The sequence below is a fragment of the Agromyces sp. P1_H4 genome (assembly GCF_056405255.1).
This window is the reverse complement of the sequence record NZ_JBFUCL010000008.1, coordinates 1-24,558: the sequence shown is the minus strand read 5'-3', so window position 1 is coordinate 24,558 and position 24,558 is coordinate 1. Positions and strand designations below refer to the sequence as shown.

The following is a 24,558-nucleotide window of genomic DNA, read 5'->3' as shown; positions in this document are numbered from 1 at the left end:
GCTCGACAGGACCGGGGCGGGTGTCGACGAGCCCCGTGGCATCCGGGTGAATCACCGCACCAGCCTACGTCCAGGGGGTGTGGCCGGCGCTCAGGCGGCGACGACCTCGACGCCGTGCCAGAACGCGACGTGCTCGGCGATCTCGGCGGCGTCGGGGGAGGGGGTCGGGTAGGTCCAGGCGGCGTTCGGGTTGCGCTTGCCGTCGACCTCGACGTGGAAGTAGTCGGCGGTGCCCTTCCAGTGGCACACGCTGTGGTTGTCGCTCGGCGCGAAGTAGCGCGGGTCGAGCGCCTCGCGCGGGAAGTAGTGGTTGCCCTCGACCACGACCGTGTCGTCGGACTCCGCGATCACTGCACCGTTCCAGATGGCCTTCATGGATCTCCTCCTCGCGGGCGTCGCCCGCATCGTTGCCTACCAGTGATACGGAACGCGGCGGGATCCGGATGCATTCCAATGCATGGAGGCATCCAGCGATCTCGCAGCCTCGGCTCCCGGTTCGCCCCTCGGGGCCGCGCCGTAGAATCGAGGGATGACGCGCGCAGACCTCGGCAAGGACCCCTCAGAGGTATCGGCGATGTTCGACCGCGTCGCCGCCCGCTACGACCGCACCAACACCGTGCTCTCGGTGGGCAACGCTCCGCTGTGGCGCGTCGCCACGACGCGCGCGGTCGCTCCCCAGCGAGGCGAGCGGGTGCTCGACGTCGCGGCGGGCACCGGCACCTCGAGCGCCAGCCTCGCGAAGTCCGGGGCATCCGTCGTCGCCGCCGACTTCTCGCCCGGCATGATCGAGGTCGGCCGCCGTCGTCAGGCCGGCGTTCCGAACCTCGTCTTCGTCGAGGCGGATGCCACGAAGCTGCCGTTCGGCGACGACGAGTTCGATGCCGTCACGATCTCCTTCGGCCTGCGCAACGTGAACGAGCCGAAGCTCGCACTCGCCGAGTTCTTCCGCGTCGCCAAGCCCGGTGGGCGTCTCGTGATCTGCGAGTTCTCGCACCCGCCCGTCGCCTTCGTACGCGCCGGATATCACGCCTACCAGCGCTACGTCATGCCGCCGCTCGTGCGCGCGTCGAGCTCGAACGACACCGCCTACGAGTACCTCAACGAGTCGATCAACGCGTGGCCCGACCAGCCCACCCTCGCCGGCTGGATTCGGGAAGCCGGCTGGGTCGACGTGCAGTGGCGCAACCTCACGATGGGCGTCGTCGCGCTGCACCGGGCCCGCAAGCCGCTCGCCTGAACGGCGAATCCGCACCTCCCGGTTCGCCGTCATCGACACGGCTCACAGGAACCGCACCGGTAGGCTGGACACCGTGAATCCGAGCCATCCGGTCGCACGTCGCGGCTCCGCGCTCGCCGCCAACCTCGGGCTGAGCGAACGCGTCTTCGCGTCATCCGCCGACCGAGCCATGGCCAGGGCGATCGACGCGGGCATCGAGCGCGTCGAGGCCGGCCTCGTGCGCGAGGTCAGCTTCGCCGATTCGATCGCGGATGTCTCGACGCGCTACCTGCTCGAAGCCGGCGGCAAGCGCGTGCGGCCCATGCTCACGCTGCTCACCGCGCAGCTCGGCGCCGGCATCACCGACGACGTGGTGACCGCGGCCGAGGCCATCGAGATCACGCACCTCGGCTCGCTCTACCACGACGACGTCATGGACGACTCCGAGCGCCGCCGCGGCGTCCCCAGCGCACATGCCGTGTGGGGCAACTCCGTCGCGATCCTCACCGGCGACCTGCTGTTCGCCCGCGCCAGCCAGCTCATGGCGAGCCTCGGCGAGCGGGCCATCCGCATGCAGGCCGACACGTTCGAGCGGCTCGTGCTCGGCCAGCTGCACGAGACGGTCGGGCCGGCCACCGGCGAGGACCCCATCGCGCACTACATCCAGGTGCTCGCCGACAAGACGGGGTCGCTCATCGCGGCCGCCGCGCAGTCGGGCATCATCTTCTCGGGCGCCGACCCCGCCCTCGAGAAGCCGATCGTCGAGTTCGGCGAGAAGATCGGCGTGGCGTTCCAGCTCATCGACGACGTGATCGACCTCTCGCCGCAGCCCGAGGAGACCGGCAAGGTGCCCGGCACCGACCTGCGCGCGGGCGTCGTGACGCTGCCGCTGCTGCGGCTTGCCGAGCTCGCACGCGCCGATGCGGCATCCGCCGACCTGCTGGAGCGCATCGAGCGCGACGTCATCGTCGTGCCGCAGACCGGCGGCGGCTTCGACCCCCACGACACCAACACGCTGGCGTCGCGCATCGTGCCGTCGAAGGAGACCGTCGACGCGATCGTCGCCGAGCTGCGCGAGCACGAGGCCACCCGCGCTACGCTCGCTGAGGCCCACCGGTGGGCGCGCGAGGCCGTTGCGGCGCTCGCGCCGCTGCCCGAGGGCAGCGTGAAGAAGGCGCTCACGCGATTCGCCGAGACGATCGTGGAGCGACAGAGCTGATGGAGAGACCCAGGCACGTGAACAAGCTGCGACTCGCGATCGTCGGCGCAGGGCCGGCGGGCATCTACGCCGCCGACATCCTGCTGAAGTCCGAGCGGAACTTCGATGTCTCGATCGACCTGTTCGATCACCTGCCCGCGCCCTACGGGCTCGTGCGCTACGGCGTCGCCCCCGACCACCCCCGCATCAAGGGCATCATCACCGCCCTGCGCGAGGTGCTCGACCGCGGCGACATCCGCATCTTCGGCAACGTGCGGTTCGGCGAGGACATCACGCTCGACGACCTGAAGAAGCACTACAACGCGGTGATCTTCGCCACCGGCGCCGTGCGCGACGCCTCGCTGAACCTGCCCGGCATCGACCTCGAGGGCTCCTACGGCGCCGCCGAGTTCGTGAGCTGGTTCGACGGACACCCCGACTTCCCGCGGACCTGGCCGCTCGAGGCCCGCGAGGTCGCGGTCATCGGCAACGGCAACGTGGCGCTCGACGTGTCGCGCATCCTCGCCAAGCACGTCGAGGACCTGATGCCGACCGAGATCCCGGCGAACGTCGCGGCAGGCCTCGCGGCGTCGCCCGTGACCGACGTGCACGTCTTCGGCCGCCGGGGCCCCACCTCGGTGAAGTTCACGCCGCTCGAGCTGCGCGAGCTCGGCGAGCTGCGCGACGTCGACATGATCGTCTACGACGAGGACTTCGACTACGACGATGCGGCGCGCGCCGCCGTCGCCGGCAACAAGCAGGTGTTCGTCATCGACAAGGTGCTGAACCAGTGGCGCCAGCGCGAGGTCGGCCAGGCCTCTCGCCGCCTGCACCTGCACTTCTTCGCCAAGCCGCTCGAGATCGTCGACGACGGCACCGGCCGCGTCGGCGGCATCCGCTGGGAGCGCACCGCCCCCGACGGCGAGGGCGGCGTCGTCGGCACCGGCGAGATCCGCGAGCTGCCCATCCAGGCCGTCTACCGCGCCGTCGGCTACTTCGGGTCGCCGCTGCCCGGCATCCCGTTCGACAAGAAGTTCGGCGTCATCCCGAACCACGAGGGCCAGGTGCTCATCCGCGACAAGGAGACCGGCGAGCCCCGCCAGATGTACGGCGTCTACGCCACCGGCTGGATCAAGCGCGGCCCCGTCGGCCTCATCGGGCACACCAAGTCCGACGCGATGGAGACGATCAAGCACGTCATCAACGACCTCGGGAACTGGTGGCGGCCCGAGTCGCCCTCCGAGGCGTCGGTGATCGAACTGCTCGAGTCGCGCGGCATCGCGTGGACCGACCTCGACGGCTGGCACCGCCTCGACGAGCACGAGCAGTCCCTCGGGGCCGCCGAGGGTCGCGTGCGCGTCAAGGTCGTGCCCCGCGACGAGATGGTCGGCATCTCCCGCGACGAGGCGTAAGGGCGCTCGGCTCCGTTCGCCCGCCGCCGGCCGGCGCTGTCAAGGCCCTGCCCCGGTGCAGTGACCGCACCTAGCGTGACGGCATGGGGGATTCACCGGGTGAGGACCAGCCGACCGTCGCCGACGTGATCGTGGCGCGCCTGCGCGACTGGGGCGTCGACCGAATCTTCGGCTACAGCGGCGACGGCATCAACGGCGTCATGGACGCGCTGCGGCGCTCGGACGACGGCCCCGCCTTCGTGCAGGCGCGGCATGAGGAGAACGCGGCGTTCATGGCGACCGCGCACGCGAAGTACACCGGCAGGGTCGGCGTGGTCGCCGCGACGCAGGGCCCGGGCGCCATCCACCTGCTCAACGGGCTCTACGACGCGAAGCTCGACGGGGCGCCCGTCGTCGCCCTCGTCGGCCAGCAGCTGCGCTCGGTGCTGGGCTCGGAGTACCAGCAGGAGGTCAACCTCGAGCGGCTGTTCGCCGACGTCGCCGCGCAGTACGCGACCACCGTCGTCGCGCCCGAGCAGGTGCCCGCCGCGATCGACCAGGCGTTCCGCACCGCGCTGGCTACCCGCACGCCGACCGTCGTCATCGTGCCGCACGACGTGCAGACCTCGCCCGCCGTGGCGCCGAGCGCCGAGCACGGCCACGTCACCACCGCGGCGGAGTACCGGCCGCCGCGCGTGGTCCCGGCGTCCGATGACGTGGATGCCGCGGCATCCGTGCTCTCGAGCGGGGCGAAGCCCGTGGTGCTGGTCGGCCAGGGCGCCCGCGCGTGCGCCGACGAGGTGGTGGCGTTCGCCGACCGGATCGGCGCCGCCGTGGTCACGAGCCTGCTCGGCAAGCCCTACGTCGACGAGTCGCTGCCCTTCGTCGCCGGCACCATGGGCCACCTCGGCAGCACCGCGAGTGCGCGGGTCATTGCCGAGTGCGACACGCTGCTCATCGTCGGGTCGAGCGACCCGTGGACCGAGTTCTACCCTGCGCCGGGGCAGGCACGGGCGGTGCAGATCGACCTCGACGGGCGGGCGGTCGGGCGACGGTACCCGATCGAGGTCGGCCTCGTCGGCGACGMCGGCGAGACGGTGAAGCTGCTGGCCGAGCGGATGCCGCGAGCCGACGTCGAACCATGGCGCACCCGCGTGCGGGAGCTCGTGTCGGAGTGGCGGCGAATCAGCGACGCGCGCGCCGACGTGGCAGCCGACCCGGTGAACCCCGAGTTCGCCATCCGCGCCCTCAACAGCCACCTGCCCGCGGACGCCCTCGTCGCGCTCGACGTCGGCAGCGTCGTGTACTGGTACGCGCGGCAGCTGCGCGTGCCGGCCGGGGTCGACGTGCACTTCTCGAGCACCCTCGCGAGCATGGGCTGCGGCGTGCCGTACGGGCTCGCCGCCAAGCTCGCGTCGCCCGATCGCCCCGTCGTGGTGCTCGCCGGTGACGGCGGCATGCAGATGGCCGGCATCGCCGAGCTCATCACCGTCGCCGACCGCTGGCCGTCGTGGACCGACCCGCGCTTCGTCGTGCTCGTGCTCGACAACGGCGACCTCGCCGAGGTCAGCTGGGAGCAGCGCGAGGTCGAGGGGGCGCCGAGGTTCGAGACGAGCCAGGCGCTGCCGGGCTTCCCGTTCGCGCGCTATGCCGAACTGATCGGCATGCGGGGCATCATCGTCGACACCCCTGACGACATCGACGACGCCTGGTCGCGCGCCCTGGCCGCCGACCGCCCGACCGTGATCCAGCTCATCAGCGACCGCGACGTGCCGCTGCTGCCGCCGCTGCCGCAGGGCGAGGGGGCGCTGAAGGAGATGCGGTCGGCGCTTTCGACCGAGGGTGCGCCACACGCGCAGGAGCTCCTCGAGGCGTACGCGCGGCTCGAGGAAGGCTGAACCGGGGCGTTCTGCGCCCGATTCGGTCCTACGACTGGCGCCCGACGGGCGGCTCGCCGACGAACGTGTGAGCCTCGCGGGCGAGCTCCGACCACAGCTCGCGGTCGGCCACGCGCACCCAGTTGCGGCTCGGTCCGCCATGCGTGCCGGTGAAGGGTGACGCGATCCCGCGCTCGCGAAGGTCGTTCGAGCGTGCCTCGGGGAGCTCGACGACGAGGTCGTCGCCATCGAGGAACGCGAACAGCAGGCCGTGCACGAGCAGCCCGTCGGGGGTGAAGTCGACGTCGAAGTCCTCGTCGACCAGCAGCTCGCGCGTGACCGCATCGTACGTGCGCTCGGCCTCAACGCCCATGGTTCCCCCTCGTTCGTCGTGGACTCCAGCCTGTCAGGCGAGCGGCGCCGTGTCGATGCGCGGGAGGCTCTCGATGCCCGCTTCGTTGTGGAGTTCGACCAGTGGATGCCGCGCCTGCCGCTACGCTGCACATCATGCCGCTCGCCACCCTGCTCACCGCCGTGGGTGCGTTCCTCGTCGGTGGCGCGCTCGGCTGGTGGCCCCTGGCGGCGTGGACGCGGCGCTCGATGACGGGTGAACAGACGAGCGAGCGGATGCCGCTGCGCACCGTCCGCGTCGCGGCCGCGAGCATCACCGCCATCACCTTCGCCGCCCTGGCGCTTCGCTTCGGGCTCACGTGGATCCTCCCCGCGCTGCTCGTGTTCGCGGCATCCGCCACCGTGCTCACCCTCGTCGACCTCGCCGAGAAGCGCCTGCCGAACGCCGTGATCTTCCCCACGCTCGGGGTCGTCGCTGTGCTACTCGTGCCTGCCTCGTGGGCCACTGGCGCGTGGATGGCGTTGCTCTGGGCCGTCATCGGCTCTGCGGCGATGTTCGCGGTCTACTTCCTGCTCGCGCTGATCTCCCCGTCGTCGATGGGCATGGGGGACGTGAAGCTCTCGCTGGTCATCGGCCTGCTGCTCGGCTGGTTCGGCCTCACCGCGTGGCTCATCGCCCTGCTGGCCGCATTCGTGGTCGGCGGACTGGTCGCGATCGTCGCACTGCTGCTCCGCCGAGTGACCCTTCGGGGTTCAATCCCGTTCGGCCCGTCGATGCTCGCCGGGGCATTCATCGCCCTCCTCGTCGTTGGCTCATAGTCCATTCGGGGTACACGACCTACCCCCAGAGCGGGGGACTGGCGCTCCGAAGTTGCGCGGAATTCCGGGGATTCCTCGACTCTTGTGCGCTGCAAGCGCTGACATCCCCCGAAGGGGGGCGTGTTCGCGGCGCAGATGGGCGGTTACCTTCGATCATCCGCTGGTACCCGCCAACGGAACCCACCCCCCGGTACCCGCCGGGGAGCACGTCCCGAACCCGAAGGATCTATCATGCTCAAGGCATACTCGCGCGCCGTTGCGCGAATCAACTCCCTCCGTCTCGACGAGGAAGGCGCGACCGCCACCGAGTACGCGCTCATCATCGGCGTTGCCTCGATCGCGATCGTCGCCGCACTCCTGACGATCGCCCCGGCCATCGCGGACTTCGTCCAGGATGACATCGTGAGCCGGCTCTAGTCCGACTCGAATCGTCGTCGATGTTCGTTGCGCGCCGACCGCGCCCCGACGGGCGCGGTCGACGCGGGACGGTCAAGGATTGGAGCAACCGATGGCCCGACATCGGTCCGAGAAGGGAGCGGCGGCGGTCGAGTTCGCACTCGTGCTTCCGCTGCTCCTCCTCCTCGTCTTCGCGCTCGTCGATCTCGGATGGGTGTTCAACCAACAACTCGCGGTCAGTAGTGCGGCTCGCGAGGGCGTCAGGTACTACGCCATCCATAACCGTGACACGAGTCCCAACCCGGTCACCGAGGCGCGAGCCAGGGCGGCGAACCTCGTCTCCACGGCGATCACGTTCACGGTCGTGACGCCGTGCACGACGGCCGCCGACTCGACCGCGACGGTGCTGGTCGAGACCCCGATCACCGACCTGACCGGGTTCGTACAGGGGCTCGCAGGCGGAAACCAGCTCTCGGCGAGAGGAACGATGAGATGCGGAGGATGAGGCGACGTCCGCGCGATGAACGCGGCGCCACGGCCGTGACCTTCGCGCTGATCCTGGTGCCGCTCCTCGTGACGCTCGCGTTCGTCGGCGATGCGGGACTCCTGTACTGGGAGAAGTCCGAACTCCAGAACGGCGCCGATGCCGCCGCGCTGGCCGTGGCGCAGGATTGCGCGAAGCGCGGAACCACGTGTACGGCCGGGGCCGGCGGTCTCGCGACCGGAATCGCCGGGTCGAACGCCAATGACGGCCAGTCCGCGGCCGCGATCGCGTCGCTGAACGTGACCGCGAGCAGCGGCAACGTCACCGTCGACGCATCCTCGCCGAACGGAAACGGGGTCCCGCACCCCTTCGCATCGTTGTTCCAGCAGCAGGCGGACACAACCCTTCGCGCTCGCGCGAGCGCCGAGTGGGGCACGCCCGTCTCGGGAACGACCGAGATCGCGCTCACGATCGCCGAATGCGAGTTCAACGATCTCCCACCGCAGGACGCGAACGCCACGAACCCGACGCGAACCTGGTTGCTCATCAACAACGGCGGCACCGGAGAGCCCTGTGCCAATGGCGCACCCGGCGGATTCGGCTGGCTGGACGGCACGAACTGCTCGTCCACGATCAGCATCAACGCGATCGCGGGCGGCGAGGTCGGCGTGCAGCCGAACCCGAACAAGAACGGCTGTTCGTCGAGCATCCTCGCCCAGCGGCTCTGCCAGACCCTCCTGATTCCGCTCTATTCCTCCACCAGCGGCTCAGGATCCAACGCGACGTTCAGGATCTCGAGATTCGCCGCCTTCAAGCTCACCGGTGTGAAGACCGGTGGCGCGGGCTCAGCCCAGTACTGCGGTGGAACCGCACTCCTGCCGAACGTGCCCAATCAGGGCAACTCGAAGGGCATCCAGGGGTACTTCGTGAAGTACGTCGACCTCGGTGAGGACTTCGTTCTCGGCCCCGGACCGTCGGGTGGCTTGAGCATCGTCCGCCTTATGGGCTGATCCTCCGTCCGCCTCATGGGCAGAACGTTCTGAACCCTACATACGAAACAGGAATCTCATGAAGACCCGAATCATCGGCGCCATCGTCGCGCTCATGCTCGCCGGGCTCGGCGCATTCGTGCTCATCGCCTACGTGCGCGGAGCGGACGCCAGGGCAGCCGACGGCGCCACGACCACCTCCGTCTACATCGTGGCGGAGGAGATCCCGGAGGGCACGGCCGGTGAGGGGATCGCCGACTTCGTCAAGGTCGACTCCGTCCCCCAACGCAATGTCGCAGCGGGGGCCGTCACCAACCTCGGCGATCTTGCAGGTCTCGTGAGCGACGCCACCATCCTGCCCGGCGAGCAGCTCCTCGAGGCTCGATTCATCGACCCCCTGGAGTTGGCGGCGCGCGGTGACGTGCAGGTTCCCGCGGGGATGCAGCTCGTGTCGTTCACGCTTCCGGCCGACCGGGTCGTCGGCGGGGCCATCGTCGCGGGCGACCACATCGGGATGGTCGGAACCGTCTCCGACCGAACGGGCGCGAACGGGCAGTTGATCGCTGGCCCAAGTTCGCAGTTCGCGTTCAACGGAGTGCTCGTCACGCGCGTCCAGGGTGTCTCCATTCGGGACTCCGAAGCCGACCCCGATGCGACCGAGCAGGATCCAACAGCCGCCATCATGGTGACCATCGCACTCTCGACGCATGACGTCGAGCGCTGGGTCTGGTTCGCCGAGGGCGAAGCGCAGGCGTTTGGGAGCATGTGGCTGACGCTCCAGAACGACGCGACCGACACCGGCGGCTCGTCCGCGGTCGACCAGGGCAACGCGTTCCAGTGACTCCGTTCCTTCTCGTCAGTCGTTCCGCCGAATACGAGTCCCGTCTCCGGTCACTTCTCGGCGCCCGTCTCGACGTGGTCACCGGGGAGTTCCTGACCTTCGGCGCCTCATCGGTGGTCGACCGGGTGGATGGGACGCCCAGGATCGCGCTGCTCGGGCCTGTCCTCAACTACGAGGAGACCCACGGGCTGGCCGAGGAGCTCACCTCGCGGCATCCCGACGTCGGCCTCATCGTCGTCCGGGAGCAGCGCTCCGATCTGGAGGATTGGGTCGACGAACTCGCCCTGCACGCAGTGCTGAGCCCCGATGCCTCCGACGAGACCACGCTCGAGCTCATCGAGCGCCTGTCGGCGTGGCTGGTGCAGCACGGCAAGGCATCGTCCCGCGACTTCGAGCCGCCGCCCGCCGTGGCAGCGCATCTCGCTGATCCTGGTACGCAAGAAGTCGGTATCGGGGCCGGCGCGCTGACCACCGACGACGTCGCGGTCTACGACGAGCTCACTCAGGCGCCCCCCGTGCAGACGTGGGACTTCCCGCCGCTGGAAGCCGGCACGCGCACCGAGGCCATCGCGGTCGTCGCACCCAAGGGCGGCCAGGGCAAGACCACCCTGTCCATCAATCTCGCCACGGGTCTCGCGGAGATCGCGCCGAACTCCGTCGTCCTCGTCGATGCCGACCTGCAGTTCGGCGACATCGCCACCGCGCTCTCGCTCGAGCCCGACCGCACCATCGTCGATGCCGTCGCGGATGCGGCGGCCGACGAGATCGTCCTGAAGACCTCGCTCACCCACCACGACGACGGATTCTTCGTCGTTGCCGGCGCACCGTCGCCCGAGCTGGGCGACTCCATCTCGACGGCCGCACTCGGTCTCCTGATCGAGCGGCTTCGGACGTCCTTCCGCTACGTCGTCGTGGATACCACTCCCGGGCTCGGTGAGCATACGCTCGTCACGCTCGAGCACGTGACCGACGCCGTGTTCGTCACCAACATGAGCGTTCCCAGCCTCCGAGCCATGCGAACCGAGTTCGAGTTGTTGACCACGGTGGGCCTGATGCCGAGCAATCGCCACGTGGTCCTCAACCAGAGTGAGCGAGGGAGCGGGCTCACCGTGCGGGACGCGGAGAGGATCCTCGGCGCTCCGGTCGACGTGGAGGTGCCGCGCTCGTCTGCGGTGCTGCTCGCGAGCAACCGGGGCGTTCCGCTCATCCATGACGACGTCCGCGACCCCGCCGCGAAGGCGATCCGCTCCATCGTGATGCGTATCGCTCCCGAGGCCTCCCAGAAGCGACGGAAGATCCAACGAAAGCGGCCCTCCGATGAATCTCAATGAACGACTGAACTCGGTCCGGAGCCCGCAGCAGACGGTTGAGCTTCCGCCCGCGCCGGCCCCGCAACCGCGTCCGGCCGACTCTTCCATCTCCGTCGAGGCGGAAGGTTCCACCACGACGTCGTCCCACGCGCCCGTGGGCGCGGCGGTCCGTCATGCTCTCGCCGTCGATCCCCTCGCCGGGATGAAGGAGAAGGCGGCTGAGGAGCTCTTCGCGCGGATCGGAACGCGACTGAACGACTCGACGCTCACGGAGGATCAACTCCACCAGATCGCGCGCGCCGAGCTCGGCGAGATCGTCGCGGCCGAACAGCTGGCGCTGTCGACCGCAGAGCGCAACCGCCTCATCGACGAGATTGGCGCCGACGTGCTCGGGTACGGGCCGCTCGAAGTGCTCCTCGAGGACGCGACGGTCAGCGAGATCATGGTCAACCGATTCGACCAGGTCTACGTCGAACGGAACGGTCGCCTGACCGAGACTTCCCATCGCTTCACGGGCGAGCCGCAGCTGCGGCGGGTCATCGAGCGGATCGTCTCGCGGGTCGGACGTCGCATCGACGAGTCATCGCCGCTGGTGGACGCCCGGCTTGACGATGGCTCCCGAGTGAACGCGATCATTCCGCCGCTCGCCGTGAACGGCTCCTCGCTCACGATCCGCAAGTTCGCGGGCACGCCGTACACGAGCGAGGACCTCATCCGCTTCGGCACGCTGACGCGCGAGGCGACCACCGTCCTCGACGCCGCGGTGCGCGCGAAGATGAACATCCTCGTCTCGGGCGGCACCGGTACCGGCAAGACCACGCTCCTCAACGTGCTGTCGGCATTCATCCCGCGCGACGAGCGGATCATCACGATCGAGGACGCGGTGGAGCTGCAGCTGCAGCAGGATCACGTCGTCCGCCTCGAGTCACGCCCGCCCAACATCGAGGGCCGCGGAGAGATCACCATCCGGGAGTTGGTGCGCAACTCGCTCCGCATGCGCCCCGACCGCATCGTCGTCGGCGAGGTCCGAGGGGCCGAAAGCCTCGACATGCTGCAGGCCATGAACACCGGCCACGAGGGCTCGATCTCGACGGTGCACGCCAACTCCCCCCGCGACGCCATCTCGAGGATGGAGACGCTCGTCCTCATGGCGGGCATGGACCTGCCGCTTCGCGCGATCCGCGAGCAGATCGCCTCGGCGATCGACATCATCGTGCAGATCACCCGCCACAAGGACGGCGTGCGTCGGGTCACGCACATCACCGAGGTGCACGGCATGGAGGGCGACGTGGTCACCCTGCAGGACGCCTACACGTTCGACCACTCCGCCGGCTACGACGCGGACGGCGGCCTGCTCGGTCGCATCGAGCCCACGGGAGTGCGTCCGCGGTTCGCCGAGCGGATCGCCGAGCAGGGGATTGACCTGCCGCCAGCGTTGTTCCGCCCCGACCTTCGGGCCTTGCTCGGGGAGATCCAATGAGCCCCGTCATCCTCGTGGTGGGTATTGCGGTCTGCTTGCTCGCGCTGCTCGTCGGCCTGTTCTTCGTCATCGCACCGCCAGCTCCGCGGGTTGCCCGCGATCGACGGCTGCCGCCGGGCGTGGAGCAGGTCTCGCTCCTCGGGCGCGTCACCGCCCAGGCCACGGCCGTGGTCGATACCGCGACCTCACGTCGGCGCGGGCGGCTCTTCGGTGAAGCGGCGCTCGAGTTGGCGGGGGTCTCCTCCTCGCCATCGCAGTTCCTGATCGTCGTCGCCTCGTTCGCGAGCGTGCTCGGACTGCTCGGGGTGGTGCTCGGGCTGGCGAACGGCACCTCGATCCCGCTCGGCCTGTTCTTCGCCATCCTGACCCCGATCGGCGCGAAGGTGATGCTCAACGTCCGCACCTCCCGGCGGCGTGCGAAATTCGCCGACCAGATCGACGACGCGGTGCAGCTCATCGCCGGATCGCTGCGGGCCGGGCACGGACTCTCGACGTCGATCGCGTCGGTGGCGAACGAAGCCGACTCACCGATGAGCGAGGAGCTGGCCCGTGCGGTGAACGAGTCTCGCCTGGGCCGGTCGCTTCCCGAAGCGCTCTCCGTCGTCGCCGACCGAATGCACAGCAAGGACTTCGACTGGGTGGCACAGGCCATCGGCATCAACGCCGAGACCGGCGGCAATCTCGCGGAAGTGCTCGACCAGGTCGGCAAGACGATCCGCGAGCGCAACCAGGTGCGTCGACAGGTCAGCTCGCTCAGTGCCGAGGGACGGCTTTCGGGCGGGATTCTCATCGTGCTGCCGATCGCGCTGTTCCTCTTCTTCTCGCTCATCCAACCCACCTACACGGCCGCGTTCTTCGGCAACATTGTCGGGCTCCTCGCGTTGGTCGTCGCCGTCATCCTGATGATCATCGGCTCGATCTGGATCGCGATCGTCGTGAAAGTGAAGTTCTGAGATGGACAGCCTGCCACTCACCATCGTCGGGGTCGCCGTGGTGACCGCCGCGGCCGTCGGTGTCTTCATCTTCTTCCTGTTCCCGGGCCGGCGCCCCGCCGCCGAATCGACCCCCGGCGCCGACTCCGGTGTCCAGCCGGCGCTCGCGGCCGTTCAGCCCAGAGCGTCGATCTCCGGCTCGCTGGTCGCCGCGGCGCCGAAGGGATACGTCGGATGGATCGACAAGCAGATCGTGCTCGCGGGTCGGCCCTCCGGATGGACCGTACCGGGCATCATCATCTGGAAGCTGATCCTCGCGATCGTCGGCACGCTCTTCGGATTCCTCTTCGTCTCGGTGAGCGGCTCGGAGCCCTTCAAGGTCCTCCTGGCCGTCGCGGGGACCGTGATGCTCTTCTTCCTCCCCGACGTGATGATCAACAGTCGTGCCCACGGTAGGCAACAGGCGATCATGATCGCGCTGCCCGACACGCTCGACCAGATGACCATCGCCGTCGAGGCCGGCCTCGGCTTCGACTCCGCCATGGCGAAGGCCGCCCGTGGGGGCGAGGGCCCGCTGGCGGAGGAACTCATCCGGGTGCTTCAGGACATGAGCATCGGCCGGACGCGTCGCGATTCTTTCCTTGAACTCGAGAGTCGCACCAATTCCGAAGATCTTCGGCGCTTCGTGCGTGCCATCATCCAAGCCGACGCCTACGGCGTGTCGATCGGCGATGTGCTTCGCGTGCAGGCCGGTGAGATGCGGACGAAGCGTCGGCAGCGCGCCGAGGAACAGGCGCAGAAGATCACCGTCAAGATCCTCTTCCCGCTCATCTTCTGCCTCCTACCGGTGATGTTCATCGTGATCCTCACGCCCGCGGTAATCGGCATCGTCGACACCTTCTCCAAGTAGCCGCTCGCTAGGCTGGCACCCGGGGGAGGTGCCGTGGCAGAGGGGGAGCGCGACGACCAGTGGCGCCCCGACGTGCTCGGCGAGGGGTTCGAGCAGCTCGAGCTTCCCCTGGGGAGCGACGACGAGGGTGAGGTCGTCGCCACGCTCGTGCGGTACCGGCCGCGGACGGCGGGGCGGTTCACGTGGCCGTGGGAGCAGCGGCGCGGCGCGGCATCCGGAGCCGACGTGCTGTACGTGCACGGGTGGAGCGACTACTTCTTCAACCCCGAGCTCGCGCAGTTCTGGGCGGGGGCCGGCGCGCGGTTCTTCGCGCTCGACCTGCGCAAGTACGGGCGCAGCCTGCGGCCAGGGCAGACGCCGGGCTACATCACCAACCTCGCCGACTACGACGCCGACCTCGAGGCAGCGCTCGCCGCGATGGGGCACGGGGCGCCCGGGTACGGCGCGACGGATGACGCGGGCGGGGCGGCATCCGCTCGGCCCCTGATCCTGCTGGGCCACTCCACGGGCGGCCTGACGCTGAGCCTGTGGGCGGCGCGGAACCCGGGCCGCGCCGCGGCGCTCGTGCTCAACAGCCCGTGGCTCGAGTTCCAGCTCAGCAGGGTCGGGCGCGAGGCGCTCGCGCCGGTGATCACGTTCGGTGCACGCATCCGGCCGACCGGCCCGCTGCCGAACGTCGACCTTGGCTTCTACACGCGGACGGTGTCGAAGGAGCAGGGCGGCGAGTGGGACTACTCGCACGAGTGGCGGCCCGACCGTGGGTTCACGACGCATCCGGCCTGGCTCACGGCCATCCTCTCCGGGCACGCGACCGTCGCCGCCGGCATCGACGTGGGCGCACCGGTGCTGACGATCCTGTCGGCGCGGTCGACCATCCAGCCGCAGTGGACCGAGGCGATGCGCTCGAGCGACATCGTGCTCGTCGTCGACGAGATCGCCGAACGCGCCGTGCGGTTGGGGCCCAACGTGACGGTCGCGCGCATCGACGGGGCCATGCACGACGTGTTCCTGTCGCGCGAGCCGGCGCGCGCCGCGGCCTACGCGTCGATCACGCGATGGCTGCGCGGATACGAGCCCGGTCGCTGAAGCGAAGGAGCGAGCGGATGCCGCGAGTGAATGCCGCGGCGCTACGCCCGAGCCGCCGCCGCGAACGGCCCCTTCAGCGCCGCCCACTGCAGGAGCATGATCGTCTTCGCATCGATGAGGTCGCGGCCGATGCGGTCGAGGGCGTCGTCGAAGTCGAGCTCGAGCACCTCGATGTCCTCGCCCTCGTCGGCGAGGCCGGCGCGCGAGCCGTGGGCGACGGTACCGCGAAGGTAGGGCGCGGCGAAGAAGTGCAGGCGCTCGGTCACCGACCCCGGGCTCATGTAGACCTCGAAGACGCGCTCGACGTCGCCCACGACGACGCCGGTCTCCTCCTCGGCCTCGCGACGGATCGCGACCTCGGCCGCGTCCTCGTCGAGCAGGCCGCCGACCACTTCGGTGAGCATCCCGTCGGGGTGCTCGTTGACGTAGGCGGGATACCGGAACTGCCGGGTGAGCAGCACGGTGCGCGCGGCCACGTCGTAGAGCAGGATGCAGGCGCCGTCGCCGCGGTCGTACGTCTCGCGCTCCTCGGTGGTCCAACGACCGTCGGCGTGCTGGAAGTCGAAGGACGTGACGCGCGTCACGTACCAGTTCGAGGTGAGCACCCGCACGTCGCGCACGCGCACGCGGGGGTTGCCGTCGAGGTCGCGGCCTACCCGGTCGAGGCCGGTGCGGCCACGGCGGTCCGGCACGTCGACGCCGGGCTGCGGCATCCGCTCGCCGTCGCTCACTCGCGGGCGCTCAGCGGAAGTTCGTGAACTGGAGCGCGACGTCGAGGTCTTTGCCCTTCAGCAGCGCCATGGTCGCCTGCAGGTCATCGCGGCTCTTGGAGGAGACACGCAGCTCGTCGCCCTGGATCTGGCTCTTCACCGTCTTCGGCGCCTCGTCGCGGATGATCTTCGAGATCTTCTTCGCGTTCTCGCTGTCGATGCCGTTCTTCAGGCCGATCTCGATGCGGAACTCCTTGCCCGACGGGTAGGGCTCGCCCTCGTCGAGCGAGCGCAGCGTGATGCCGCGCTTGATGAACTTCGACTCGACGACCTCGAGCACCGCCTTCACGCGCTCCTCGGTCTGCGCCTTGAGCAGGACCTTCTCGCCGCTCCACTCGACCGAGGCGCCGACGTTCTTGAAGTCGTAGCGCTGCTCGACCTCCTTGCGCGCCTGGTTGACGGCGTTCTCGGCCTCCATCTTGTCGACCTTGCTCACGATGTCGAACGTTGAATCTGCCATGCCCGCCAGTCTATCGAGGGGTCGGATGCGGCGTGCGGATGCCGCCGGCGGCCCCTCCGTTGCGCGTAACGGAGGAGTTCGTCGCCGACACGCCGGGTTGCGGGCCCGGCCTGCGGCGTGTCGCACAGGATCTCCGCCGTTGCGCACAGCGGATGCAGCGGGCCCGCGTGCGGATGCCGCGGGCGGGCGAGCGGATGCCTCACCCGAGCGCCCCGGCGCGACGCAGCCACAGTCGCACGGTGGACTCGGGCACGCCGAACTCGCGCGCGATCACGCGGACCGCGCGGTCGGAATCCTCGATCGTGCGGGCGAGCTGCGCGAACCGGGCGATCACCCGCTCGCGCAGGGTCGGCGTCGCGCTGGTGAAGTCGAGGAACACGGCAGAGGTGCCGTCGGCCGCGACGTCGACGGGGAAGACGCGGCCCTGCGAGCCGACGGTCGCGGCGAGCTTCGCCGGGCCCGGTGGGAGCCAGAGCGTGGCGGTGCCGCTCGGCGTCAGGGTCTCGTAGGCGCTCGGCGTGCCGCCCGCCCCAGGCACCGACACGAGCGGTCCGGGCGATGGGACGGCGCCGTCCACGCGCACCGTCGCGCTGATGGGGGAGAGCTCGCGACTGCCGTCGGTCGGTCGCGGCTCGACGGCGGCGAATCCGTCGATGACCTCGACCGAGCCGCCGGTGATGTCGACCCCGCCGCTCCGGATGGACTGCACGAGCACCTCGGAGTGGCCGCCGATCGCCACGTGACCGGTTCCGTCGACGTCACCGAAGCCGACCCCCGTGGCCGCCGGGTCGGGGTAGACGGAGGCCTGGATCCGACCGCCCGTGAGATCGAGGATGCCGGTCCCACCGATGCCCCCGCCGATGCCCGCGCCGGCGAAGCTCAGGCCGAACACGTTGTGCTGGTCGGGCGCCGGAACGGCGGCGTCGGGAATGGCCACGGCGACGTCGCCGTCGCCGTGCGTGCCGCCGCCGATGCCGGCCGCGGTCCAGGCGACCCCGGTCGTGATCCCGCCGGTGATCTCGACGACGCCCGTGCCGGTGCGGCCGCCGCCGATCCCGGCTCCCGTTTCGTCGTCGCGGGCCGCGATGGCCACCTGCCCGCGGACCAGGCCGCCCCGGATCGTGACGTGCGCATCGCCGTCAGCACCGCCGATGCCGGCAGCGCCGAAGCTGACGCCCTCCACGGCGCCGCCCTCGATGACGACAGGCCCGCTGGGGCCGGAGCCCGGCTCGGCGCCGATCCCCGCGCCGGTGCCGCCGCCCGCGACGATGCGCCCGGATGGGAGGCCCGATCCGAATGGGTGGTATTCGCCGCGGATCACGAGCCTCGAGTCCGACGGCACGAACACGCCTGCACCGTCGATCGGCTCGACGGTGTCGCCGACGTAGATCTCGTGATCCTGCAGGTCGAGGATGATGTCCACGCCGGCGGCGAGGTCGACGGGCGGGCACTCGACCTCGAACCCGCCGATCGAATCGCCGAGCACGACTGTGCCGCTCGACTGCATGGCCGCGGCGAATCCCACGCAGTCGGTCACGACGGTGACCTCATCCGCCGCGATGGCCGGCGACGCAGCCGACGACGCCGCGATGACCGCGGCGGCGGACGCCGCGACGGCGGCCAGCCCGAAGCCCTGACGACGGATGGGTGGGTGCATGCCCTTGCCTCTCGTGCGGCGGGGGCCGGGCGACTGCGGCCGCGAGCGCCTCGACCCCCATCGTCGACGCTCGCGGCTCGCAGACTACGTGGCGCGTCGCACCGCCGGCAACGGCGGGAGCGAAGAGTTCACACCCCGGTAACGCGCAGCCAGGCCGTGGTGGCACCAGGGAGCCGGCCGCCCTCGAGCGGCGCGCTCGTGACGAGCTCCTCGCCGTCGGGCAGGTCGACGGGCGACGAGCCGAAGTTCGTGACCGATTGCCACCCGCCCGGACGCTCGAACCAGAGCACGTCGGCGGAGCCCGACGGGTGCTGCCGCCACGTCAGCTCCTCGGCTCCCTGCAGCTCGTGGCGCAGCGCGAGGGCACGGCGGTAGAGGTTCAGCGTCGAGTCGGGATCGGCGCCCTCGGCCTCCACCGAGAACGCGCCGAACCACGAGGGCTGCGGCAGGTGCGCGCCGTCGGCGCCGAACCCGAACGACGAGCCCGCCGTCGTCCAGGGCAGCGGCACGCGGCATCCGTCACGCCCCACCTCGACGCCAGGGCTGCGGAAGAACGTGGGGTCCTGCCGCTCGGCATCGGGGATGTCGGCGACCTCGGGAAGGCCGAGCTCCTCGCCCTGGTAGAGGTAGGCGCTGCCGGGCAGGGCGAGCATGAGCAGGGTGGCTGCCCGGGCACGGCGCAGGCCCACCGCCGCATCGAGTTCGCCCGCCGGCCCGCCGTGCAGCAGCCACTGCTTGCYGACGTCGCCCTCCTGGCCAGGGTCGTCGGCGAGGCCGTAGCGGGTGGCGTGGCGCACCACGTCGTGGTTCGAGAACACCCACGTGTTCGACGACCCCGTGACGGCGACCGACTGGATGTTGTGGTCGACGATCGCGCGGAACTCGTCGGCGTCGAAGTTCGCACGCAGCAGGTCGAAGTTGAACGCCTGCCCGAGGCTCGTGGGCAGCGCGTAGCGGTAGCGGCGGCTGGGCTCGACCCACGCCTCGGCCACGGCGATGCGCGGCGGGTCGTACTCGTCGAACACGGCGCGCCACTCGGCGTAGATCTCGTCGAGCTCCTCGCGGTCCCACAGTGGGTGCGAGCCGTCGGTGACGAGCTTCATCTCCTCGAGTTCGGCGTGCGAGCGCAGCGGGTAGGTCAGGTCCTTCGCGAGTGCGTGCGCCACGTCGACCCGGAACCCGTCGACGCCTCGGTCCGCCCAGAACCGCAGCGTCGTGAGGAAGTCGTCGCGCACCTCGCGGTTCGCCCAGTTGAGGTCGGGCTGCTCGGGCGCGAACAGGTGCAGGTAGAACTGTCCGTCGCCCACCGGCTCCCACGCCGACCCGCCGAACATCGACTTCCAGTCGCTCGGCGGCTCGGTGCCGTCGGGCCCGGCGCCGTCATGGAAGAGGTAGCGGTCGCGGGCGGCCGAGCCCTTCGGCGAAGCCAGTGCCTCCCGGAACCACCGATGCCGGTTCGACGAGTGGTTCGGCACGATGTCGACGATGAGACGGATGCCGCTGGCGTGCAGTGCCGCGACCATCTCGTCGAAGTCGGCCAGGGTGCCGAGCTTCGGATCGACGTCGCGGTAGTCGTCGACGTCGTAGCCGCCGTCGGCGAGGGCGGACGGGTAGAACGGCGACAACCAGACCGCATCGACCCCGAGCTCGGCAAGGTACGGGATGCGGCTCGTGATGCCCGGCAGGTCGCCGATGCCGTCGCCGTTCGCGTCCGCGAAGCTGCGCGGGTAGATCTGGTACACGGCGGCCTGGCGCCACCAGTTCGGGTCACTCGCGAGGACCACGGATGCCTCGTGTGCCAGCGTCGTGGGTCGGGTCTCGGTCATCTTCGGGGTCGTCCTTTCCGTTCGGATGCCTCGGCGGCACGATACGCCGATCGCGCGGTCGAGGCATCCGTCGCCTGTTCTGCCGTTCTTCGCCGGTTACCGCCAACCGGCCATGGGAGTTACCGCATCGCTCTCACTTGATCGAGCCTCTCGTCACGCCCGAGATCACCCAGCGCTGCGAGAAGATGTAGACGATCAGGAGCGGCGCCATCGCCATGAGATAGGAGGCGAAGGCCACGGTGTAGTCGGTGTTGAACTGTCCCTGGAACACGTACTGCGCCAGGGGCAGGGTGCGGGCGGCCGGGTCGGTGAGCACGACGAGCGGCATGATGAAGTCGTTCCACGCCCACACGCACGTGAGGATGCCCACCGTCGCGTTCATCGGCATGAGCAACGGGAAGATCACCGATCGGAACACCCGCCAGGTCGAGGCGCCATCGACCCGCGCCGCCTCCTCGAGTTCGATCGGGATCGACCGGATGTAGGCCGTGTAGATGAAGACGTTCAGCGACAGCCCGTAGATCGTGTAGAGCACGATCATGCCCGCCTGGTTGTCGAGCCCGAGCAGTGCCGTCTGCTTCACCAGCGGGAGCATGATGATCGGGAACGGGATGAACAGGGCTGCCAGCAGGTAGAAGAAGACGCCCTTGAAGAACGGCCGATGGATGTTGCGGGCCAGGGCGTAGGCGACGATCGAGCTCGTCAGCAACGTGAACACTACTGATCCCACGGTGATGATCGCCGTGTTCGCGAGCGCCTGCGGGAAGTTCGTGCGCTCCCACGCCTCGGGGAAGTTCTCCCAGCGCACGGGATTCGGCCACTCGAAGCCGGTGCCGGCGGCGAGCTGCTCGGGCGTCTTCAGCGCGACGACGACCGCGAGGTAGAGCGGGACGAGCACCGTCAGCGAGCAGACCGCGATGAGTGCGGTCGCCCACCAGTTGGTGCGACGGGTGTCGTCGTCCTCGGAGCCGCGTCGGCGCCGCGTCGGCGCGCCGGCACCGGTCGCGCCTCCGGGCAGCACCTCTTCGGCCTGGGCCAGGGTGGTGGTGGTCGTGGTCATCAGAAATCGGCCTCTCTGCGCTGAAGGACCCGGAATTGGAAGAGCGAGACGATCGTGATCACGATGAAGAAGACCACCGCGTTGGCCGTCTGGTAGGCGAACTCGCCGCCCGTGAACCCGCCGCGGAAGATCAGCAGGGTGACCGACTCGGTCGACGTGCCCGGCCCGCCGTTCGTGAGCGAGACGATCGGGTCGAACACCTGCAGGAAGCCCTTCAGGCTCAGCACGACGTTGATCGTGAAGAAGGCGCTGATGAGCGGGAAGGTGATCGACGTGAACTGGCGCCACGGCTTCGCGCCGTCGAGTGCGGCCGCCTCGTACAGCTCGCCGGGAATCGTCTGCAGCCCCGAGAGGTAGATGATGATCGCGAAGGCGCAGGCCTGCCACACCGCTAGCGCCACGATCGCCGTCCACGCCCAGTCGGGGTTGGTGAGGATGTTGTCGGCGAAGAGGGGGATGCCGGCGAGGATCTTCGGCAGCGAGTTCGAGAAGAAGAACTGGAACACGTAGCCGATCACCAGGATCGCCAGCACGTAGGGCACGAAGTAGACCCCGCGCCAGAAGTTGCGCGCCTTGATCTTGGCGTTCAGGCCCAGGGCGATCGCGAGCGAGAGCACGTTCGTGAGGATCGTCGCGACGACGGCGAACAGGAACGAGAACCCGTAGGCGGCCAGCACCCGGTCGTCCTTGAAGAGGTTCAGGTAGTTCGAGAACCCGACGAAGTTCCATTCCCCGTAGCCGGCGTAGTTGGTGAAGCTGAAGAAGATGCCGACGAGCACCGGGATGGTGTGGAACGCGGCGAACGCGATGACGGCCGGCCATACCATCCAGTAGTAGGCGGGCAGCGCGCGCCGGGATTCCAGCTTCACGCGCTTGGCGCGGGCGGGCTTCTCGCCGGTCGTGGCCGAGCTGCGCACCGCCTGGGTGAGTGTCGTCATGTCATTCTCCCGTCAGGGGAATCGTGCGGGCGGCGACCTTGCGCCACTCGCTGTCGAGGGTGGCGAGCGCGGCATCCACGTCGCCGTCGAACAGGAACTGCTGGTCGATCGCGGCGAGCGGGATGCTCGGCGGGATCTGGTGGTCGATGAATCCGGTGATCTTCCCCTCGTCGAACCAGGGCTTCACGGACTGGATCGACGGGTCGTCGCTGAGTTCTGCCTCCTCGACCGACGGCACCATGTTCTGCGACGCGGCGAAGTCCTCGATCACGTCCTTCTCGAAGAGGTAGTCGATGAAGCGCATCGCCTCCTCCCGGTGCGGCGTGTTCTTGCCCATCGTGACCACGACGTCGACGCCCGAGACGAGCAGCCGGTCGTCAGGGTCGTCGCTCGTGGGGTAGGGGAAGATCGCGGCATCGATGTCGGGGTTGACCGCCTTCACCGGGCTGATCGCCCAGATGCCCTGCAGGAGCATCGCGACCTCGCCGTTCGCGAACGCGGCGGTGCCGTCGTCGTAGGTCTTGCCGCGGTAGCCCTTCTGGGAGTATCCGAATAGCTCGTACTGCTGTTCGAGCGCCTCTCGGAAGTCCTTCTCGAACGAGACGGACGAGTCGGGTCCCACGTTCTCGCCCTCTTCGCGCATCTGGTCGAAGAAGTCGCCCTGCGCGGGGTACGCGCCGATGGCGTTGAACGAGGGGAGCGCCGTCCACGAGTCCGCGAGCGTGCCGTAGAAGGGCGTGATGCCAGCGGCCTGCAGCTGGTCGCAGACGGCGATGAACTCGTCCCAGGTCTCGGGCACCGCGAGCCCCTGCTCCGCGAAGATCGTCTGGTTGTAGATGACGCCGTTCGCGTTGTTCACGTAGCCGAGCCCGTTGATCTCTCCCTCTTTATTGCCGAGGTCGGCGAGGATCTCCTGCACGGCAGGGTTGATGGTGTCGAGCACGGGCTCGTCCGAGAAGTCGGCGAAGACGCCGGCCTGCGCGAGCTTCCCGAAGCCCCCGTTCGCGTTGAGGGTGATGACGTCGGGCGCCTTGTCCTTGACGAGCAGCGTGCGGATGATCGTGTCGGCATCGGCGACCTGGTTCTGCACCACCTTGATGTCGGGGTTCTCGGCCTCGAAGTCGGCGATGATCTTCGTGAAGTCCTCGAGCGCCTCGCCCTTGAACTGGAAGAAGTCGAGCGTCACGACGTCGCCGTCGCCGGGGGTCGAGCAGCCCGCCAGCAGCAGGGCGCCCAGGGCGACGGATGCCGCGAGGGCGACCCCTCGCCGACGTCCACGTCTCCGTCGATGCGGGGCCGGGCGGATGGTCTGGTCCGTCATGGTGCGCCTCCTTGCGCTGGTGCGTGCGGTGGTCAGTCCGCGGAGCCGTCGGGCGTCGCGGGATCGGTGGCGACCAGCTCGAGGAGCACGAGCTGGGCGGGGAACAGCACGGGAGCCTGCAGGCCCGCCGTGCCGAGCTGACGGCCGGTGAGCGTGATCGGCTGCTCGGCCCAGGGGAGCGGGGACTGGCCGGGTCCGTCGGCCACGCTCCCCGCGGCGATCCGCACGGCGTACCTGCGGTCGGCGTGGAGGCCCGGCAGCGTGAACCGGCCGGGCGGGTAGGTCACGCTGGTCGAGACCTGCGTGAAGGTGAAGAGGGCGGATGCCGCGTCGTGGGCGACGACGCCACGCACGTCGGTCGTGGCATCCGGAGTGTCGCCGTGCACCAGCACGCCCGAGTGGATGAGCGCGCGGTGCCGCTTGTGCAGGTCGACCCAGCGGGAGATGGACGCGATGCCCTCGTCGTCGAGCGAGGTGAGGTCCCACTCGATGCCGAGGTGGCCGAGCATCGCGACGCCCGCGCTGAGGTCGAGTGACACGCGCCGGGCCGTCGAGTGCACGGTGGGGCTGGTGAGGTGCGCGCCCATCATCTCGGGTGGCACCACCAGGCTGGTGTAGCGCTGGATCTGCAGCCGCTCGACGGGGTCGAGGGTGTCGCTCGTCCAGATGCGATCGGTGTGCTCGAGGATGCCGAGGTCGACGCGGGCGCCGCCCGACGCGCACGATTCGATCTCGAGTCCCGGATGCCGCTGCTTCAGTGCTGCGAGCAGGCGATACAGCGCCTCGACGTTGTCGTGCACCCGCGCCCGGCCGGTGTCGGCGGCGCCGGCCTCGAGCAGGTCGCGGTTGTGATCCCACTTGAGGTAGGCGATGTCGTGCTCGGCGAGCAGGGCATCGAGGCGCTCGAGCAGGTACCGCCAGGCGCCCTCGTTGGCGAGGTCGAGCACGTACTGCTGACGAGCGGGCACCGGCAGCTCGTCCCGGCCGCGGAGGATCCAGTCGGGGTGGGCGCGGGCGAGGTCGCTGTCGAGGTTGACCATCTCGGGCTCGACCCACAGGCCGAACTCCATGCCGAGGGCGTGCACCCGCTCGATCAGCGGGCCGAGCCCCTCGGGCCAGACGTCGGCGTCGACCTCCCAGTCGCCGAGGCCGGCCGTGTCGTCGCGCCTCCCGCGGAACCAGCCGTCGTCGAGCACGAAGCGCTCGACGCCCACGGCCGCCGCGCGTTCGGCCAGGGCCGAGAGGG

24 protein-coding genes are annotated in these 24,558 nt (G+C 69.5%); 14 read left to right on the top strand and 10 right to left on the bottom strand.

Annotated elements, in window-relative coordinates; genetic code table 11:
- Positions 1-90: 90 nt before the first annotated feature.
- Positions 91-375: a DUF427 domain-containing protein gene (locus AC1DY2_RS01460; protein WP_476760799.1), complete on the bottom strand. Its 285-nt coding sequence runs from the start codon at positions 373-375 to the stop codon at positions 91-93.
- A gap of 154 nt (positions 376-529) precedes the next feature.
- Here AC1DY2_RS01460 and AC1DY2_RS01455 point away from each other — a divergent pair, with 154 nt between their 5' ends.
- The 4 genes from AC1DY2_RS01455 to AC1DY2_RS01440 all read left to right on the top strand — a co-directional run bounded on the left by AC1DY2_RS01455 (position 530) and on the right by AC1DY2_RS01440 (position 5,703).
- A complete protein-coding gene (locus AC1DY2_RS01455; protein WP_476760798.1) occupies positions 530-1,237 on the top strand; it encodes a class I SAM-dependent methyltransferase in 708 nt (235 codons plus the stop codon).
- A 73-nt stretch (positions 1,238-1,310) separates the two neighbouring features.
- Positions 1,311-2,435 (top strand): polyprenyl synthetase family protein, encoded by a 1,125-nt coding sequence (locus AC1DY2_RS01450; RefSeq protein ID WP_476760797.1) that lies wholly within the window; start codon positions 1,311-1,313, stop codon positions 2,433-2,435.
- A 17-nt stretch (positions 2,436-2,452) separates the two neighbouring features.
- Positions 2,453-3,826, top strand: coding sequence for an FAD-dependent oxidoreductase (locus AC1DY2_RS01445; protein WP_476760796.1), 1,374 nt, complete (start codon positions 2,453-2,455; stop codon positions 3,824-3,826).
- Between the two features lie 83 nt (positions 3,827-3,909).
- Entirely contained in the window at positions 3,910-5,703 is a 1,794-nt protein-coding gene (locus AC1DY2_RS01440; RefSeq protein ID WP_476760795.1) for a thiamine pyrophosphate-requiring protein, read from the top strand.
- 28 nt (positions 5,704-5,731) lie between these two features.
- On the opposite strand, the gene AC1DY2_RS01435 is transcribed toward AC1DY2_RS01440, so the two are convergent.
- Positions 5,732-6,055 carry a hypothetical protein gene (locus AC1DY2_RS01435; RefSeq protein WP_476760794.1) on the bottom strand — a complete coding sequence of 108 codons (324 nt, stop codon included), beginning with the start codon at positions 6,053-6,055 and terminating at the stop codon, positions 5,732-5,734.
- 134 nt (positions 6,056-6,189) lie between these two features.
- On the opposite strand from AC1DY2_RS01435, the gene AC1DY2_RS01430 reads away from it, so the two are divergent.
- The 10 genes from AC1DY2_RS01430 (at position 6,190) to AC1DY2_RS01385 (ending at position 15,280) form a co-directional block, all read left to right on the top strand.
- A complete protein-coding gene (locus AC1DY2_RS01430) occupies positions 6,190-6,852 on the top strand; it encodes a prepilin peptidase (protein WP_476760793.1) in 663 nt (220 codons plus the stop codon).
- 231 nt (positions 6,853-7,083) lie between these two features.
- Entirely contained in the window at positions 7,084-7,269 is a 186-nt protein-coding gene (locus AC1DY2_RS01425; protein ID WP_476760792.1) for a Flp family type IVb pilin, read from the top strand.
- A 91-nt stretch (positions 7,270-7,360) separates the two neighbouring features.
- Positions 7,361-7,753 carry a TadE/TadG family type IV pilus assembly protein gene (locus AC1DY2_RS01420; RefSeq protein ID WP_476760791.1) on the top strand — a complete coding sequence of 131 codons (393 nt, stop codon included), beginning with the start codon at positions 7,361-7,363 and terminating at the stop codon, positions 7,751-7,753.
- Positions 7,750-8,742 carry a TadE/TadG family type IV pilus assembly protein gene (locus AC1DY2_RS01415; RefSeq protein ID WP_476760790.1) on the top strand — a complete coding sequence of 331 codons (993 nt, stop codon included), beginning with the start codon at positions 7,750-7,752 and terminating at the stop codon, positions 8,740-8,742. Before AC1DY2_RS01420 ends, AC1DY2_RS01415 begins: the two co-directional genes overlap by 4 nt.
- 58 nt (positions 8,743-8,800) lie before the next feature.
- Entirely contained in the window at positions 8,801-9,562 is a 762-nt protein-coding gene (gene cpaB / locus AC1DY2_RS01410; protein ID WP_476760789.1) for a Flp pilus assembly protein CpaB, read from the top strand.
- Positions 9,559-10,893: a CpaE/TadZ family protein gene (locus AC1DY2_RS01405; protein WP_476760788.1), complete on the top strand. Its 1,335-nt coding sequence runs from the start codon at positions 9,559-9,561 to the stop codon at positions 10,891-10,893. The genes cpaB and AC1DY2_RS01405 overlap by 4 nt, the downstream gene beginning before the upstream one ends.
- Positions 10,880-12,352 (top strand): CpaF family protein, encoded by a 1,473-nt coding sequence (locus AC1DY2_RS01400; protein WP_476760787.1) that lies wholly within the window; start codon positions 10,880-10,882, stop codon positions 12,350-12,352. The genes AC1DY2_RS01405 and AC1DY2_RS01400 overlap by 14 nt, the downstream gene beginning before the upstream one ends.
- Positions 12,349-13,305 carry a type II secretion system F family protein gene (locus AC1DY2_RS01395; RefSeq protein ID WP_476760786.1) on the top strand — a complete coding sequence of 319 codons (957 nt, stop codon included), beginning with the start codon at positions 12,349-12,351 and terminating at the stop codon, positions 13,303-13,305. Before AC1DY2_RS01400 ends, AC1DY2_RS01395 begins: the two co-directional genes overlap by 4 nt.
- Positions 13,306-13,342: 37 nt before the next feature.
- Positions 13,343-14,194, top strand: a complete 852-nt coding sequence (locus AC1DY2_RS01390) for a type II secretion system F family protein (RefSeq protein ID WP_476760785.1) — start codon at positions 13,343-13,345, stop codon at positions 14,192-14,194.
- A 33-nt stretch (positions 14,195-14,227) separates the two neighbouring features.
- The gene (locus AC1DY2_RS01385) at positions 14,228-15,280 is read left to right on the top strand and encodes an alpha/beta hydrolase (protein WP_476760784.1); all 1,053 of its coding nucleotides are present in this window, start codon (positions 14,228-14,230) and stop codon (positions 15,278-15,280) included.
- 41 nt (positions 15,281-15,321) lie between these two features.
- Here the strand turns inward: AC1DY2_RS01385 and AC1DY2_RS01380 are convergent, their stop codons facing one another.
- From AC1DY2_RS01380 to AC1DY2_RS01345, 8 genes are all read right to left on the bottom strand, one after another.
- Positions 15,322-16,011 (bottom strand): NUDIX domain-containing protein, encoded by a 690-nt coding sequence (locus AC1DY2_RS01380; protein ID WP_476760783.1) that lies wholly within the window; start codon positions 16,009-16,011, stop codon positions 15,322-15,324.
- Between the two features lie 10 nt (positions 16,012-16,021).
- On the bottom strand, positions 16,022-16,510 hold the full coding sequence (locus AC1DY2_RS01375) for a YajQ family cyclic di-GMP-binding protein (protein ID WP_159600749.1): 489 nt from the start codon (positions 16,508-16,510) through the stop codon (positions 16,022-16,024).
- 199 nt (positions 16,511-16,709) lie between these two features.
- On the bottom strand, positions 16,710-18,167 hold the full coding sequence (locus tag AC1DY2_RS01370; protein WP_476760782.1) for a transposase: 1,458 nt from the start codon (positions 18,165-18,167) through the stop codon (positions 16,710-16,712).
- Between the two features lie 128 nt (positions 18,168-18,295).
- A complete protein-coding gene (locus AC1DY2_RS01365) occupies positions 18,296-19,993 on the bottom strand; it encodes a glycoside hydrolase family 13 protein (RefSeq protein ID WP_476760781.1) in 1,698 nt (565 codons plus the stop codon).
- A gap of 133 nt (positions 19,994-20,126) precedes the next feature.
- A complete protein-coding gene (locus AC1DY2_RS01360; protein WP_476760780.1) occupies positions 20,127-21,053 on the bottom strand; it encodes a carbohydrate ABC transporter permease in 927 nt (308 codons plus the stop codon).
- The gene (locus tag AC1DY2_RS01355; protein WP_476760779.1) at positions 21,053-21,991 is read right to left on the bottom strand and encodes a carbohydrate ABC transporter permease; all 939 of its coding nucleotides are present in this window, start codon (positions 21,989-21,991) and stop codon (positions 21,053-21,055) included. Before AC1DY2_RS01355 ends, AC1DY2_RS01360 begins: the two co-directional genes overlap by 1 nt.
- 1 nt (position 21,992) lies before the next feature.
- Positions 21,993-23,312, bottom strand: a complete 1,320-nt coding sequence (locus AC1DY2_RS01350; RefSeq protein ID WP_476760778.1) for an ABC transporter substrate-binding protein — start codon at positions 23,310-23,312, stop codon at positions 21,993-21,995.
- Between the two features lie 32 nt (positions 23,313-23,344).
- The coding region (locus AC1DY2_RS01345) for an alpha-galactosidase (protein ID WP_476760777.1) at positions 23,345-24,558 on the bottom strand (1,214 nt) is incomplete at its 5' end.

Coding starts and splice junctions, on each gene's coding strand:
- AC1DY2_RS01460 (WP_476760799.1), bottom strand. CDS start 375: ATGAAGGCCATCTGGAACGGTGCAGTGATCGCGGAGTCCGACGACACG.
- AC1DY2_RS01455 (WP_476760798.1), top strand. CDS start 530: ATGACGCGCGCAGACCTCGGCAAGGACCCCTCAGAGGTATCGGCGATG.
- AC1DY2_RS01435 (WP_476760794.1), bottom strand. CDS start 6,055: ATGGGCGTTGAGGCCGAGCGCACGTACGATGCGGTCACGCGCGAGCTG.
- AC1DY2_RS01430 (WP_476760793.1), top strand. CDS start 6,190: ATGCCGCTCGCCACCCTGCTCACCGCCGTGGGTGCGTTCCTCGTCGGT.
- AC1DY2_RS01425 (WP_476760792.1), top strand. CDS start 7,084: ATGCTCAAGGCATACTCGCGCGCCGTTGCGCGAATCAACTCCCTCCGT.
- AC1DY2_RS01420 (WP_476760791.1), top strand. CDS start 7,361: ATGGCCCGACATCGGTCCGAGAAGGGAGCGGCGGCGGTCGAGTTCGCA.
- AC1DY2_RS01415 (WP_476760790.1), top strand. CDS start 7,750: ATGAGGCGACGTCCGCGCGATGAACGCGGCGCCACGGCCGTGACCTTC.
- cpaB (WP_476760789.1), top strand. CDS start 8,801: ATGAAGACCCGAATCATCGGCGCCATCGTCGCGCTCATGCTCGCCGGG.
- AC1DY2_RS01400 (WP_476760787.1), top strand. CDS start 10,880: ATGAATCTCAATGAACGACTGAACTCGGTCCGGAGCCCGCAGCAGACG.
- AC1DY2_RS01395 (WP_476760786.1), top strand. CDS start 12,349: ATGAGCCCCGTCATCCTCGTGGTGGGTATTGCGGTCTGCTTGCTCGCG.
- AC1DY2_RS01375 (WP_159600749.1), bottom strand. CDS start 16,510: ATGGCAGATTCAACGTTCGACATCGTGAGCAAGGTCGACAAGATGGAG.
- AC1DY2_RS01370 (WP_476760782.1), bottom strand. CDS start 18,167: ATGCACCCACCCATCCGTCGTCAGGGCTTCGGGCTGGCCGCCGTCGCG.
- AC1DY2_RS01360 (WP_476760780.1), bottom strand. CDS start 21,053: ATGACCACGACCACCACCACCCTGGCCCAGGCCGAAGAGGTGCTGCCC.
- AC1DY2_RS01355 (WP_476760779.1), bottom strand. CDS start 21,991: ATGACGACACTCACCCAGGCGGTGCGCAGCTCGGCCACGACCGGCGAG.
- AC1DY2_RS01350 (WP_476760778.1), bottom strand. CDS start 23,312: ATGACGGACCAGACCATCCGCCCGGCCCCGCATCGACGGAGACGTGGA.